The sequence below is a fragment of the Luteibacter sp. W1I16 genome (assembly GCF_050434905.1).
Lineage (GTDB): Bacteria > Pseudomonadota > Gammaproteobacteria > Xanthomonadales > Rhodanobacteraceae > Luteibacter.
Map to the genome: position 1 here is coordinate 463,222 of NZ_JBNDJJ010000001.1, position 14,339 is coordinate 477,560.

The 14,339-nt window shown below is 66.2% G+C and carries 14 protein-coding genes and 1 tRNA gene; 9 read left to right on the forward strand and 6 right to left on the reverse strand.

Annotated features, from left to right (window positions below; translation table 11 throughout):
* Positions 1-17: 17 nt before the first annotated feature.
* The 3 genes from QFZ41_RS02025 to QFZ41_RS02035 form a co-directional block, all read right to left on the reverse strand.
* Complete coding sequence (locus tag QFZ41_RS02025) at positions 18-755, reverse strand: 3-oxoacyl-ACP reductase family protein (RefSeq protein ID WP_429197227.1); 738 nt, start codon at positions 753-755, stop codon at positions 18-20.
* Positions 756-895: 140 nt separating this feature from the next.
* Positions 896-1,480 (reverse strand): TetR/AcrR family transcriptional regulator, encoded by a 585-nt coding sequence (locus tag QFZ41_RS02030; RefSeq protein ID WP_429197228.1) that lies wholly within the window; start codon positions 1,478-1,480, stop codon positions 896-898.
* Between the two features lie 75 nt (positions 1,481-1,555).
* Entirely contained in the window at positions 1,556-3,511 is a 1,956-nt protein-coding gene (locus tag QFZ41_RS02035; RefSeq protein ID WP_429197229.1) for a formylglycine-generating enzyme family protein, read from the reverse strand.
* Positions 3,512-3,621: 110 nt separating this feature from the next.
* Between QFZ41_RS02035 and rnd the strand changes: the two genes are divergently transcribed.
* From rnd to QFZ41_RS02060, 5 genes are all read left to right on the forward strand, one after another.
* Positions 3,622-4,737: a ribonuclease D gene (gene rnd / locus QFZ41_RS02040; RefSeq protein WP_429197230.1), complete on the forward strand. Its 1,116-nt coding sequence runs from the start codon at positions 3,622-3,624 to the stop codon at positions 4,735-4,737.
* Positions 4,738-4,789: 52 nt separating this feature from the next.
* Positions 4,790-4,865: transfer RNA gene (locus QFZ41_RS02045), tRNA-Ala, on the forward strand.
* Between the two features lie 278 nt (positions 4,866-5,143).
* Positions 5,144-5,794 carry a type II toxin-antitoxin system toxin DNA ADP-ribosyl transferase DarT gene (gene darT / locus QFZ41_RS02050; protein WP_429197231.1) on the forward strand — a complete coding sequence of 217 codons (651 nt, stop codon included), beginning with the start codon at positions 5,144-5,146 and terminating at the stop codon, positions 5,792-5,794.
* Complete coding sequence (gene darG / locus QFZ41_RS02055) at positions 5,794-6,867, forward strand: type II toxin-antitoxin system antitoxin DNA ADP-ribosyl glycohydrolase DarG (RefSeq protein WP_429197232.1); 1,074 nt, start codon at positions 5,794-5,796, stop codon at positions 6,865-6,867. The genes darT and darG overlap by 1 nt, the downstream gene beginning before the upstream one ends.
* Before the next feature lies 1 nt (position 6,868).
* A complete protein-coding gene (locus QFZ41_RS02060; protein ID WP_429197233.1) occupies positions 6,869-7,330 on the forward strand; it encodes an N-acetyltransferase family protein in 462 nt (153 codons plus the stop codon).
* Positions 7,331-7,336: 6 nt separating this feature from the next.
* Here QFZ41_RS02060 and chrA read toward each other — a convergent pair whose 3' ends face one another.
* Complete coding sequence (chrA, locus tag QFZ41_RS02065; RefSeq protein WP_429197234.1) at positions 7,337-8,566, reverse strand: chromate efflux transporter; 1,230 nt, start codon at positions 8,564-8,566, stop codon at positions 7,337-7,339.
* A 91-nt stretch (positions 8,567-8,657) separates the two neighbouring features.
* Here chrA and QFZ41_RS02070 point away from each other — a divergent pair, with 91 nt between their 5' ends.
* Complete coding sequence (locus QFZ41_RS02070; RefSeq protein WP_371024038.1) at positions 8,658-8,849, forward strand: hypothetical protein; 192 nt, start codon at positions 8,658-8,660, stop codon at positions 8,847-8,849.
* 6 nt (positions 8,850-8,855) lie between these two features.
* On the opposite strand, the gene QFZ41_RS02075 is transcribed toward QFZ41_RS02070, so the two are convergent.
* Together QFZ41_RS02075 and QFZ41_RS02080 are read right to left on the reverse strand one after the other, a co-directional pair.
* Positions 8,856-9,605 (reverse strand): MipA/OmpV family protein, encoded by a 750-nt coding sequence (locus QFZ41_RS02075; RefSeq protein WP_429197235.1) that lies wholly within the window; start codon positions 9,603-9,605, stop codon positions 8,856-8,858.
* On the reverse strand, positions 9,602-9,841 hold the full coding sequence (locus QFZ41_RS02080) for a hypothetical protein (protein ID WP_429197236.1): 240 nt from the start codon (positions 9,839-9,841) through the stop codon (positions 9,602-9,604). Before QFZ41_RS02080 ends, QFZ41_RS02075 begins: the two co-directional genes overlap by 4 nt.
* A gap of 163 nt (positions 9,842-10,004) precedes the next feature.
* On the opposite strand from QFZ41_RS02080, the gene QFZ41_RS02085 reads away from it, so the two are divergent.
* The 3 genes from QFZ41_RS02085 to pgaA all read left to right on the forward strand — a co-directional run bounded on the left by QFZ41_RS02085 (position 10,005) and on the right by pgaA (position 14,334).
* The gene (locus tag QFZ41_RS02085) at positions 10,005-10,715 is read left to right on the forward strand and encodes a response regulator (RefSeq protein WP_429197237.1); all 711 of its coding nucleotides are present in this window, start codon (positions 10,005-10,007) and stop codon (positions 10,713-10,715) included.
* Complete coding sequence (locus QFZ41_RS02090; protein ID WP_429197238.1) at positions 10,712-12,055, forward strand: ATP-binding protein; 1,344 nt, start codon at positions 10,712-10,714, stop codon at positions 12,053-12,055. The genes QFZ41_RS02085 and QFZ41_RS02090 overlap by 4 nt, the downstream gene beginning before the upstream one ends.
* Before the next feature lie 224 nt (positions 12,056-12,279).
* Positions 12,280-14,334, forward strand: a complete 2,055-nt coding sequence (gene pgaA / locus QFZ41_RS02095) for a poly-beta-1,6 N-acetyl-D-glucosamine export porin PgaA (protein WP_429197239.1) — start codon at positions 12,280-12,282, stop codon at positions 14,332-14,334.
* The last annotated feature ends 5 nt before the right edge of the window (positions 14,335-14,339 follow it).

The following is a 14,339-nucleotide window of genomic DNA, read 5'->3' on the forward strand; positions in this document are numbered from 1 at the left end:
GGCGTGCATCGCCTGCCTCAACTGAGGAACCCGCCATCGATGGTCACGCTCGCGCCGTTGATGTAACGCGCGTGTGGGCCGGCGAGATAGGCGACGAGCGCGCCGACTTCCATCGGCTCGCCAAGGCGGCCCACCGGAAGCATCGGGATCAGCATCTCCTCGTGACCGGCCGACATGTCGGTAGCGATGGGGCCGGGCTGAACGTTGTTCACCGTGATGCCACGCGGGCCGAGGTCACGGGCGAGCCCGCGCGTCATGGCCTGGATGGCGCCCTTCGACGCACCGTAGATCGCGGCGCCCGGCAGACCGGCGCGATCAGCCGAGACGCTTCCGACGTTGATGATGCTGCCCCCGTTCCGCAAATGCGCCGACGCCGCCTTGGTGGCGATGAAGACCGCGCGTACGTTGATCGCGAACAGACGATCGAAATCGGCCACCGAGGTGTCATCGAGCGTGGCATACACGAGCACGCCCGCGTTGTTCACCAGGATATCGAGGCCGCCGGCCTTGCTGGCCGCATCGTCGATCGCTCCGGCTAGCGATGCTTCGTCGGCGCTGTCGGCACGAACGGCTTCAGCCTTGCCACCCGTCGCGCGTACTTCGTCCACCAGCGCCTGGGCGGCGTCGGGCGAACTGGCATACGTAAACGTCACATGGGCACCGGCCGCCGCTAGCGAGCGGACGATGCCGGCGCCGATGCCACGGGAACCGCCCGTGACGAACGCGGACTTGCCTTCGAGAAACTGGATGGTCATGACGCACCTAATTATGGAATGATTAGTCAATAAACGGAGGAAAAGAAGGGGCTGACGCCCCTGCTCAAGCTGTACTTGCGCGCCCTTTAAGGGCGCATGCCGCATAGCTTATCAAATACTTGACTTATCAGTCCACAATTTTAGCGAGTCGCCAGTGCGCCCAATGCCACCCTGACGATCCCGCGCAAGACCTCGAAAGATGCGCCGCCCCGCGCCACCACCTTGAGGCCGGATAGCGTCGCGAGGAGGAAATGCGCCGCGTCCGCGGGGTCCAGTTCCGTTGCCAGTTCGCCACGGGCGATGCCGTCTCGAATCCTGCTTTCGAATGCGAGCATCGTTCGCGCCGTCACGTCCGCCGTCACCGCCGCCACGTCCGGCGCTGTGGTGCCGAACTCGGTGACCGCGTGGATGCCAAGGCAGGCCTGTCCGGTACCCGTCGTCGCCTCCCTTGCGAAACGAAGCAGCGCCTGCTCGATGCCGTCGGGCACCGAGTCACTGGCGAACATCGCCGAGAGCGTGGCTCCGACGCTGTCTTCCGAGTAACGGCGCAGCGCCTCGAGATAAAGCTTCCGTTTGTCGCCGAACGTGTCGTAGAGGCTTTGCCGCCCGATCTTCATCGCGGACAGCAGCATGGGCGTGGTCGTGCCTTCGAACCCGTGCATCGCGAAGATTTCGATGGCCCGTTGCAGGGCCGTGTCCCGGTCGAACTCACGTGGGCGTGCCATGGCCAGGCCTTTCTGGAACGAAGAGTCCACAAATAATACCACTCCGCGCGCGCGGGCCTGCGAACACGCCGGGTTCTAGAGTTCGCGCACGATCCTGAAACCGACGCGCGCGTTGCGCAGATCGGCCGAGGCGCCCTGGCGATAGGCGGAGCGGACCATGTCGGGGGCGCTGCCCCAGGAACCGCCGCGAATCACGCGACGGTTGCAACCCGGGTTCACCCAGGCCTCGGCCGTGCGAGGCGCGCGCACATAGTTGTCGTGCCAGCAGTCGGCCACCCATTCCGAGACGTTGCCGCCCATGTCGTAGAGGCCGAAGGCATTGGGTGTGAAGCTCATCACCGGCGCCGGTCCCCAATAACCGTCCTTGTACCCCGCGAACGCGTTGCTCCAGCGGCGGCCCGAACCGGAACGGTCGTTGCCGCCGGTGAGGTTCTCGACGCGGGAGCCTGGATTCCCGTCACCCCACCAGTAGCGCGTGGTGCTGCCGGCGCGCAACGCGTATTCGAATTCGGCCTCGCTCGGCAAGCGGTACTTCTTGCCCGTGCGCTGCGAGAGCCAATCGGCGTACGCCTTGGCGTCGTTCCACGACACGTTGATCACGGGCAGGCGTTCCTGTCCCGGCTTGCCCGCGTAGTCGTCCTGCCAGGTGACCGACGGCTCATCGCGGAGCCCACCGCTCTGCTCGTCGTACACGCTGCCGCCACCCATCGACTGCGACTGCGGCACGTACCCGGACGAGCGCACGAAATCACGGAACTGGCCGATGGTGACGCTGCTGCGCGCCATGGCGAAACCCTTGTCGACCTGCACCTCGTGCACGGGCGCTTCGTCGGCGTCGTGGCCTGCCTCACCGTCAGGCGATCCCATGAGGAACTTGCCGGTGGGAATCACGACCATCGCTGGCGCCTGCCCCGTCGAGTCGATGAAGCGGTCCGCGAACACCTGGCCCGGCTTGTAGCTGGAATACAGCTTCGCGTTGGTCACCCGTTCGTTGAAATCGTCGATTCCGGCGAGGTCGGGGCTCACCTGTTGCGCCTTGGCCGCCAGCTGCTGGGCGAGGTCGATGTTGCCGGCGTCGAGCGCGGAGCGCGCTTGCGCGAGCATCGCGGTGGCGCTCTGCCGGCGCATGCCCTCGATGCGGCCACGCGTGTCCTGCAACGCCTGCGATTCCGGCGCGATGGTCGCGGCTTCCGCCAACGCCGCGTCGGCGGCGGCGAAGTCGTTCTGCGCGACGGCGGCGAGCGCCTTGTCGAGCACGCTGCGCTGCACGGTGGTGATGCCCTGCTCGGCCACGGCGTTCTCCGGATCGAGTTCGAGCACGTCGCGATAGGTATCGAGCGCGCTGTCGCCGCGCGGCTGGCTGGCCTTCCCGTCCTGCAACTGCGCGGCCGCCTTGCCGAGCAGTGGGCGAACCTTGTCGAGCACGGCCAGCTTCTGTTGCAGCGGCGCGGCGTCCTTGGTGCTGGACGGGAGCGACTTCAGCGCCGCCAGCGATTCGCGCGCGGCATCGGCATCGCCCAGGGCGATGTCCTGCTCGATCTCCGCGGCCAGGCGTGCGCGCACTTCGTTCATGCCCTCCAGGGCGCGCTGGCTGTCCGCCTTTTCCTTGAGCGCGCTGGCGAAGAGCGCGGCCGCGCTGTCCTTGCCTCCGACCAGGCGGTCCACCGCCAGGGCCTTGTCGGCACGATCGAGCAAGGCGGTGAGTTCGGGGGAATCCGGTGTCTTCTGCGCAGGCAACTCGATGGCATCGGTCTTCTCGCGACGGCGGGCGGCGATCACCGAGGCCGGAGCGAGCATGATCGGCGGTCCGGCATCGATCTCGGACACCACGGCCGGCGGCGCCGCCTGGGGACGCCGGTCGAACCCCATCACGGTGGGCTGGCCACGCAGCGGCGAGCGCGACGTGTTCTGCGTGGGCTGGACGTGCAGGGCCTGCGGGAAGAAGTGATAGAACAGCGCGAACGCGAGCACGGCAACGCCCAACGCGCCGCCAATGGCGCGCTGTCGGCGGACGGTCTCGTTATTCGGCATGGTGGGCGGTTCCGTGCGGGCCTGCTATCGTGCGCTGCCACCTTAGGGAATCGCGCGCGACAGGGCAACACGAACGTCGGCGCGCTCCCAAGTTCAACAAGGACGCCTGCATGACATCGAGCGAACTCGCTCCCGACGCCCCCTGGATCGACCGCCGCGAGGCGCTGGATGCGTGGATCGCCCCCATCGGCCCCTCGGCCGTCGTCGGGCTCGACACGGAATTCATGCGCCGTAACACGTTCTACCCGCAACTCGCCCTCCTCCAGCTCGCCCATGATGGGCGCTACGCCCTGATCGACCCGCTGGCCGTGCCCCTGGCCGACGCCCTGGTGCCGGCCTTCGCCGCGCAACCCGTGGTGACGGTCATGCACAGCGCTGGCGAAGACCTGGAAGCGATGTCGCCCTTCCTGCCCGACGGCCCGCATACGTTGTTCGACACGCAGGTCGCGGCCGCTTTCGCCGGCATGGGACTGGGCATCAGTTATCGCGCGCTGGTGGCCGAACTGGTGGGCGCCGAACTCGACAAGGGTGAAACGCGCAGCGACTGGCTGCAGCGTCCGCTCACCGAATCGCAAAAACTCTACGCCGCGCTGGATGTCGTCCACCTGCATCCCGTGCACGCCATCCTGGCGGAGCGTCTCGCCGAGCGCGGCCGCGCCGGCTGGCACGCCGAGGATTGCGCGCGCATGAAGCGCCGCGCCAGCCACCGTGAAGGGGATCCGCAACCGCAGCGCGGCTTCAAGGCTGCCAGCGAATGGCCGGCGGAGAAACAAGCCCTGCTCCGCCGCGTGCTGCGATGGCGCGAGACCACGGCGCGGGAACTGGACAAGCCGCGCTCGTGGCTCCTGGAAGACGTCCAGGCGCTCGACCTCGCCGGCGACATCCCCGGTACGCAGGCCAACCTCGACGAACGCACCCGCGGCACGCGTGCCCTGCGCTCCGCGCAGCGGCAGGAACTCTTCGAACTGCTGCGACGCCCCGTGGAAAGCGACGAGGTCGCGGCCACGGCCCCGGTCGTCGGTCACCCCATGGGCGAGGCGAAGCGGGCCATCAACGAGATGCGCAGCGCCATCGACACCCTCGCCACCCAACTCGACCTCCCGCCGGGCCTGCTCTGCGCGCGCCGTTCGATGGAGGAATTCGTCATGACCGGCGCGTGGCCCGAAGCGTTGGAAGGCTGGCGGCGCGAGGTCCTCTTCGAGCGCTTGTCGGCGCTCCTGCCGTGAAGAACCCCTCTTGGCGACCGCCGGAAGCCCTGCTAACATCTTCAGCTCGTGTGGGGCGGTAGCTCAGCTGGGAGAGCGTCGCGTTCGCAATGCGAAGGTCGGGAGTTCGATCCTCCTCCGCTCCACCAAATCACCCTTTGCAAAAGGCCGGGATGCAAACCTCGGCCTTTTTGCGTTTTGATCGAAGTCCGATTCCTCCAGCGGTGACCCGAACATGGCCGAGCAGGGTCCGTGGTTCGCGCCCCGGCAGCTTCGACCGGCGCGGGCGGTAACCGGTAACTGGTAACATCGTCGGTCCAGGAGCAGACGGGCTGGACATTCCACGGGAATTCACCGATGACGATCTCAAGTAACGATCTGCGCATCGGGTTCCGCAACTGCCCGATCTTAGGATCGGAGGTGGCGGATGGCTAACCACTACCCCAGTCTCAACCCGAAGAAGGCGCTGATCTGGCGCATCGTCCACCGAGACAATCTCCCGTGGATTCTGGACAACGGCCTGCACTGTGGGAACAGTGGTGTGCAGACTCCTGGCTGGACGAGCATCGGCAACCCTGAGCTGATCGACAAGCGCGCCAATCATCCTGTGCCATTGCCACCGGGTGGCTTCCTGAACGATTACGTGCCGTTCTACTTCACTCCGTTTTCGCCGATGCTGCGCAACATCCACACTGGCTGGGGCGGCATACAGCGACGGCCCAACGAGGAAATCGTGATTCTCGTTTCGAGCCTGCATCACGTCGCTGCCCAAGGCTGGCCTTTCTTGTTCACCGATAGCCACGCCTATTACCAGTGGGCGAATTTCTATTCTGATTTGGCCGATCTCAACAAGATTGACTGGCCATTACTTCAGGCTCGGGATTTTCGGCGCGACCCGGAAGACCTGGCCAAATTCGAACGGTATCAGGCCGAGGCCCTGGTTCATCGGCATTTACCGATCAAGGGCTTGCTCGGTGTCGTGTGCTATACAGATAATATGAGGCAGGTCATCGAGCGGCAGCTTCAGGCACGAGACCTCAACCTGCCGGTCTATGCCCGCGCCGGGTGGTATTTCTGATGATTACGTTCACGCACGGCAATCTGCTGGAGGCCCGCGCCGAGGCGCTGGTCAACACTGTCAACACCGTGGGTGTGATGGGTAAGGGCATCGCGCTCATGTTCAAGGAGCGTTTTGCCGAAAACTTCCGTCGCTACGCCGCTGCGTGCAAGGTTAAGGAAGTGCGCACTGGCAAGATGTTTGTTACCGAAGTTCGTGAGTTGGGTGGCCCGCGCTGGATCGTCAACTTCCCGACCAAGCAGCACTGGCGTGGCGATTCGAAGATCGAATGGATCGCCGAAGGGCTGCAAGACCTGCGTCGCTTCTTGATCGAGAACAAGGTCAAGTCCATCGCCATCCCGCCGCTGGGCGCGGGCAACGGCGGGCTGGATTGGGACGAGGTGCGGCCGCGGATCGAGGAGGCCTTGGATGGCCTCGACACCGAGATCATCGTGTTCGAACCAACGCAGAAGTACCAGAACGTCGCCAAGCGCACGGGCGTTGGGAAGCTGACCCCGGCCCGCGCACTCATTGCCGAGCTGGTGCGTCGCTACTGGGTGCTGGGCATGGAATGCAGCTTGCTGGAAATCCAGAAGCTGGCGTGGTTCCTTGAGCGCAACATTGAGCGCGTAGGACTAACGCCGCTGGATTTGCGCTTCGCCCCGAACAAGTACGGCCCCTACGCCGACCGTCTGCGCCACCTGTTGGAAGGGCTGGACGGCAGCTACCTGCACTGCGATAAGCGCATTGGTGACGCCGATCCGCTAGACGTGATCTGGTTCGACGACGGACGCAAGGCCTTCGTCCAGACCTACCTTAAAAGTGAAGCAAAGGAATACGTCCCCGCGCTGGAAGCCACTGCGACCTTGATCGACGGTTTCGAATCACCCTTCGGCATGGAATTGCTGGCCACGGTGGACTGGCTTCTGACGAAGGAGGGCGTGACCCCGACGGTGCCCGCCGTGCGCGAGGGCTTGCGCCACTGGCGTAGCGGCCCCGATGCGGCAGAGCGCAAGGCCAGGCTTTTCGACGACCGGGCCTTGGGCATCGCGCTAGAAAGGCTGGCTCCGAACAATTCCTCCAGCGGGATCTAACATGGCCGAACCCCTCACGATCAGGTATGTCACCGACCGGGACTTCGCCGCCTGGAAACCCCTGTGGGACGGCTATAACGCGTTCTATGGCCGGGAAGGTGCGACGGCGTTACCCGAAGCCATCACGCTGGCGACCTGGGCGCGGTTCCTCGATGCCGCCGAACCCATGCATGCGGTAGTCGCCGAGCGCTCGGGCCAGATGCTCGGCCTGGCGCATTTCCTGTTCCACCGCACCACCACCAGCACCAGCGACAACTGCTACATGCAGGACCTGTTCACGACGGAATCCTCGCGCGGTACCGGTATCGGACGCGCCTTGATCGAACGTGTATACGCGGAGGCGAAAAAGGCGGGTGCTGGCCGCGTCTACTGGCAGACCCACGAGACCAACACGCACGCCATGCTGCTCTACGACAAGGTGGCGGAGAAGTCCGGCTTCATCGTGTACCGCAAGTTGCTTTGAAGCCCGTCAACCCAACGCCACGCGCAACACGGATGCCACCACGCATAGCGCGACCACCGGCAACGCCGACCAGCGCGCGATAAGCAAACCGAACGCCCCGGCGGCGATGGCGATGTCCGGCACGTCGTGCACCGCGCTGATCCACACCGGATCATAGAACGCGTACGCCAGCATGCCGACCACCACCGCGTTCACGCCGGCGAGCATGCGAGCCGCGTCGTTGCGCATGGCTAGTGCGCGCCAGAACGGCAAGGCGCCTCCCACCAGCAGCAGGCCTGGCAGGAAGATCGACGACAATCCCACGAGCGCGCCGGCGAATCCGCCCTGCTCTCCCTGCAAACGATAACCAAGGAATGCCGATAGCGAAAACATCGGCCCGGGTACCGCCTGCGCTGCGCCGTAACCTGCGAGGAAGGTGTCGTTGCCGACCCAGCCGGGATCGACGACGGCCTGCTTCAACAGCGGCAGCACGATGTGTCCGCCACCGAACACGAGTGCGCCGACGCGATAGAACGCGCCCGCCACCTGACCCAGTGGCGACAGGTCGGGTGCGACGAACAAGGCCAGCAGAAGCAAAACCCCGAACACGCAAAGCAAGGCGAAACCAGTGGACCGGCCGTAGGCCAGCGGGAACGTCTCGCCTTGCCGCGCATGTACACCCCGGCACAACCACGGCCCCAGCAAGGCACCGCACACCACCACACCCAACTGCATCGCGGGACCCGTGCTGAACGCGATCGCGCCAGCGGCGGCGGCAGCCATCAGGAGACGCGTGCGATCCGGCGTCAGCGTTCGGCCCATGCCCAGCACCGCATGGGCGACGACGGCCACGGCGACCAGCTTCAGTCCGTGGATCGCACCTTGTCCCAGCGGTCCGGCCAGCCAGGCGCTCAACGTGGCGAAGGCGAGCAGCAGGAGGACGGAGGGCGAGGTAAAGGCGACGAAAGCGGCGATGGCGCCCGCCCATCCCGCACGAAGCAAGCCGATCGAAAAGCCGAGCTGGCTACTGGCCGGCCCCGGCAGGAACTGGCATAGCGCGAGCAGCTGACTGAAGTGTTCCTCGTCGAGCCAGCGTCGCCGCTCGACGAACTCGCGGCGGAAATAGCCCAGGTGCGCCACGGGACCGCCGAACGAGGTGAGGCCCAGCTTGAGGAAGGCCGCACCCACCTCCCATGCGCTGCCCTTGGCACTCATCACGCTGTTGTATTCCCGGCGAAGGTTGTCCACTTGCCCCATCGGGGAATCCAGAGTGGGCTTCGGATTCAATATACCGTTCCCAGACAGCACCGGCGACATGCTGGGGCCCCTTGCCCAGGAGCATGCTTCCATGACCCCGCTAGACAAGCCCCTGAAACGCGAACTCGAGGTCGATGGCCAGGCCTATACCCTCACCATCGACCCCGACGGCCTGAAGCTTGTAGCCAAGGGCAAACGAAACGGCGTCTCGCTTGCCTGGAAGGACGTACTGAGCGGCGACGCGGGCCTGGCAGCCGCCTTGCAGGCCTCGGTCAATCCCTGACGCGCGTCAGAACCGGTAGGCGTAGCCGACCCGGAGCATCGTCGAGTTCGACCGGTCGACGATGGGACTGTCACGGATCTCGCTTCCGTATCGTGTGCCGCTCACGTCCAGGAACAAGGCGTGGCGCTGGGCGAAGGGATATTCGGCACGAACGCCGGCCAAGAGGTTCACCGTCGCATCCGCCTCGTAGGCGGGACGGCCGAGCCGCGCCTCGGACGAGCGGACGCCGAAATACCAGGTGGCGTACGTCCGGTCGACCCACCCGGCGGCGACGTACGGCGTGATCCGCAGCGGGCCGGCATGGAACGGCACGGCGAGGGCCAGGTTGGCTTTCTTTCCCTTCGCGCTACCCAGGCCCGCCAGCCAGTCGAGCGACATCTCCACCGGGCCCGGCCGCCAGACCACGGCGGCGCCTGCCCGGAACCCGCCCTTTCGGTCGGCCATGCCGCGCAGGAACGAGGAATCGCTGGCGTCGTAGCCGTCGCCGAAATCGTAGCGAGCGCGCAGGCGGAACGAGAACGCGCCGACCGGGGCGAACTTGAAGTCGGCGCCGGTGCCGAGGATGTTGAGCCGCTGGCTTTCATAGCGAATGAAAGGGAACGCCAGGGTGTCGTTGTCCATACCTTTGTAAGGCCGGCGCACCACGCCGAAGCCCGCCCCGAGCGCCCACGAGGAACTGGCGTCCTCGGCCGCGAGCGCGACCGCCGGCACGGCGAGCAAGCCACCCACCGCCACGGAGAAGAAGCGGCGCGTCATCGTCCACGCCTCCCCGCTTCGATGGATCGCAGCAGGCGCACGAGTTCGCCGGCTTTGCCCGAGGCGATGGCCCGTTCCGCGGTCATGCCGCGAAGTTCGCGGATGGGATCGTGATGGAACCAATCGTCGCGGAGCGCGGGATCGGGCTCGAGGCGCGAGGCGATCGCGACCGCCTCCATGGACGGATCGCGTGGACGGCCGCGCAGACGGGAACGAACGAGGACGGGCAGACGCATCGTGGCACCTGATGGGGAGAGGTGGGCCAAGCGTGCCTATCGTGGTTTGCTTCGATTTGTCTGTTTTCCTGCGAAGCCGACATATTGTTTCCGCCCGGAAATAAATGACTTGGCGCACGCCAGCGGCTATAACGGCGGTGTTTTAACAACGAGACCGACGGGCTTGAGACGCATCCTGGTAGTGGACGACGACGAGGAAATCGGTGCCCTCCTCCGGCGCTTCCTCGAACGCAATGGCTTCGAGGTGGACGTGGCCTCCTCCGGCGTGGCGATGGACGAACGGCTGGCGCGTGGCACGTACGACCTGATGACACTCGACCTCATGCTTCCCGGTGAGGACGGCCTGTCGCTATGCCGGCGCGTGCGCGCGAAGTCGGCGTTGCCGATCATCATGGTGACCGCCACCAGCGCCACCTCCGAACGCATCGTCGGCCTCGAAGTGGGCGCCGACGATTACCTCGCGAAGCCGTTCGATCCACGCGAATTGCTGGCGCGCGTGCGGGCCATCCTGCGTCGCGCGGATGCCGCGCTGCCGGGCCCTGTAACGGGTACGCGCGTGGCCGTGCGCTTCGCGGGCTGGCAGCTGGACGTCGCGCGTCGTGAACTTCGCGCTGGCGACGGCACGCTCGTGCCACTCTCCGGGGGTGAATTCGATCTCCTCCTGGCCTTCGTGGAACACCCGCAGCGCGTGCTCACGCGCGAGCAACTGATCGACCTCGCGCGCGGCAATCGCCACGAGGCCTTCGATCGCAGCATCGACGTGCAAGTGAGCCGCCTGCGCCGCAAGCTCGGCTACGACGCGACGGCGCCGGAACTCATCCGCACCATCCGCAACGCAGGCTACATGTTCGCCGTGCCGGTGGAGAACGCATGAGCGTCTTCAACTGGCGCCTGAACACGCTGGCCGGATGGATGATGGTGAACATCGTCTTCGCCATCCTGATGGTGGTGCTGCTCAATGCCGCCGTCATCGCCTTCGCCAGCGTGTGGGCGCGTCCCGATATCGTCCAGAGCGGGCTCTTGCAGCAGATGGGCATCATGCTGAAAGCCGTGGAGGCCAGCCCCGCGGCCGAAAGGCCACGCATGGCCGCCGCGATCTCGGATCACGAGGAATACGGCGTGCACTGGTACGCATCGCGCGATGAAGTGCCGATGCCGCCGTCGGACCAGGATGCGACGTCCTTCAAGGAACCGCTGGTGGAGATACTCGGACAGCGGCGGATGGAAGCGTTCGATCCCCACGACGACGACCCCGAGGGCCGCTCCGGGCAGACCCATTACATGCTCGCCGTGCAACTGAAAGACGGTAGCTGGCTGACGTTCGACACCGCCACGCGCATCTGGGGCGTCCATCCGCACACGCGGTACCTGGTGATCGGCCTGTTCGTGATGTTCTCCAGCGTGCTCGTGGCCGCGGTCGCCAGCCGGCACCTCTCGCGCCCCATGCGCCGGCTCGCGGCGGCCGCCGAACGTTTCGGTGCCGATGTGAAGGCACCGGCGATACGTCCCGAGGGCCCGCTGGAACTGCGCGTGGCCATGCGCGCGTTCAACGAGATGCAGGGGCGTATCCAGCGCTTCGTCCGCGACCGCACCGACATGCTGGCCGCGATTTCCCACGACCTGCGCGCGCCGCTCACGCGTATCCGCCTGCGCGGCGAGTACATCGACGAGGCCGAACAACAGCGCAAGCTGTTCGCCGACGTGGACGAGATGCGCTCCATGATCGACGCCGCCCTCGCCTTCTTTCGTGGCGACGGCGAGGAAGAAGCCCCTACCCGCTTCGACCTCGCCGGACTGGTCCAGACCGTGATCGACGATGGCCGTGACGAAGGCGGCGAGGTGACCTATGCCGGCCCCGCCCGATTGATCTACGAAGGCAGACCCATCGCGCTGAAGCGCGCCATCACCAACCTGCTGGGCAATGCCATGCGCTACGGCGGAAAGACCCACGTCGAACTCGGCACTGATATCGCGCATGTGCGGCTGCGCATCCTGGACAACGGGCCGGGCATTCCCGAGTCGCTGCAGGAAACGGTGTTCCGGCCCTTCTTCCGCGGCGAGAGCTCGCGAAACCGGAACACCGGTGGCGTCGGCCTCGGGTTGCCCATCGCGCGCAGCATCGTGCGCGGCCATGGGGGCGATGTCGTCCTGGGCAATACGGCACAGGGGCTCGCGGCGACCCTGCTGCTGCCCATCGAGTCGGCGCGAACCTGAGCGCGCCGGGTGGCGCACACGCCACGTCGACAAGCGATGAGGGAGCTTGCGTGGCGACTATGCCTTTCAGTCTAGCCGCGATGGCCGGGTCACATACCGACGGCGCCGGCTATCTTCGGCACGCTGCTTGCAACGAAAATACCGTTCTTCTTTTTCACCCGTGCCGGTAATGACCATCCGGTGCGGCCGATAGGGATCATGTTTACAGGATGGGACGGAATTCGATGACAGCTCCGCGCAGCATGCGTGTGGCGAGGGGACGGCTGTGCCTGGCATTGCTGCTGGCACTGCACGGACCGTTGGCCGTGGCCGCCGACAGGCCAGCGGAGCGCGATGCGCTGATGGCCAGGCTGCACCAGGAGCGCGATGCCGGTCACCGCGTGGACGCCCTCGCCCTCTGCCAGGCGATCCTCGATCGCTGGCCCGCCGATACCGAGGCACAGGCGCTCAACGTCACATTATTGACGGAATTGGGCGCAACGACGCGCGCCAGGGAACTGGCGGAAAGCCTGCGTCCCGCGCCGGACGCCGCCGCAAGGTACCGTCGCGACGCCGACCACGTGGCCCAGGAGATCCGCTGGGCCGAGGGCGAACCCGCCGATCCCACCCGTCCCTACGCCGAAGCCGATCGCGCGGTCGCCGATGCGCGCCGCCTGGCCGGCGACCCGGTGTTGCCCGCCGGCCTGCGCCAGCGTGCGGAACTCGACCTGCTCGTCGCACTCGATCGCGCCGGCCGCACGGACGAGGCCGTCTCGCGCTACGACACCTTGCGCAAGCAAGGGGTCGAACTACCACCTTACGTGCAACGCGCCGTGGCCGACGCCCTGCTGGTGAAGCGCCGGCCGGCCGAAGCGGCCGCGCTCTACGAGGCGAGCATCGCAAACGACCCCGGTCCCTACGGCGCCAACGAAAGCGAGCCACGGATCGGCCTGATGTATGCGTACCTCGAGGCAGGCGAAACGGCAAAGGCGTTCAGGACGATCGACGACCTGGCATCGAAGGAGCCGGACTGGGTGCGTGTGCCCGGCATTCGCTTGCCGGTCCAGAACGCGCGCAAGGTCGACGCCGACCTCAACGCCGCGACCTTGCGCGAATACGTGAACATGCCGGCGGAAGCATATGCCCGGCTGGAACCGCTCAGCCGCGAAGCTCCCGCGAATTCGCAAATCCGCCGCGAACTGGGCATGGTGGAACTCGCCCGTGGCTGGCCGCGCCGCGCGCAGGACGATTTCAACATCGCCGGCACGCTCGACCGCCGCGACATCGGCGCGTATATCGGCGAAGCCGATGCGAGCCGGGCACTGAACGACTACGAGGGCGTGGACGAGAATCTCGCCCTCGCGCAGACCCTGGCCGACCGCAACGGCCGTGTCGAGCGCGCGCTTCGCTCGTGGGATCGCGAACGTGGCTGGCAGTTCGACCTCGCGACCGAACAAGGCAAGGGCTCCAGCCCCGACTTCGGCGATCGCGACGGAACCACCCAGGCGACGATCGCCAGCCCGCTCATCGACGACCACTGGCGCGTGATCGCGCTCGGCCGGTATTCGACCGCGGACCTGCCCGAGGGCGACGTGCGGCGCAGCCGCGTGGGCGTCGGCATCCGTGGCTACGCCCGTGGGATCGAGGGGTATATACAGGCGCTCCCCGCCACCGACAGCTATGTCGACAAGACGGCGATCGAAGCCGGCTTCGATTGGTCATTGAGCGATCACTGGTCGTGGGCCGCGGATTTCAGCACCGCCGGCGAAGACACGCCGCTGCGTGCGCAGTACTACGGCATCTCGGCGAAGACGCTGGACACCGCCGTGACCTGGCGTGCCAGCGAACTCACCCAGGCCCGGCTCGGTCTGTCGCGCGACGATTTCAGCGACGGCAACAAGCGCACCGGCTGGCTCGCCGCGCTGACGCAGCGCCTGCATACGGCGCCGAACCTCACCCTCGACGGTGGCCTGGAACTCGGCGGCTCGATGAACACGCGGACCGACCGCCCCTACTTCAATCCGCGCCGCGACCACAGCTATGCGGTCACCGGCCGGCTGGAAAACCTGCTCGGCCAGTTCTACGAGCGAAGCGTGACCCAGCGCATCGACGTGGCCGTGGGCCAGTACGCCGAAAAAGGCTTCGCCACCGACTGGATGGCCACGGTGCGTTACGGCCAGACGATCCAGACGGGCCCGGGGTTGCACTTCGGCTGGGGCATCGGCTGGCACAACCAACCTTACGATGGACGCCGCGAGCACCGCGTCGTCCTCGACCTGACGATGCACTGGGGAGAATGAGAACG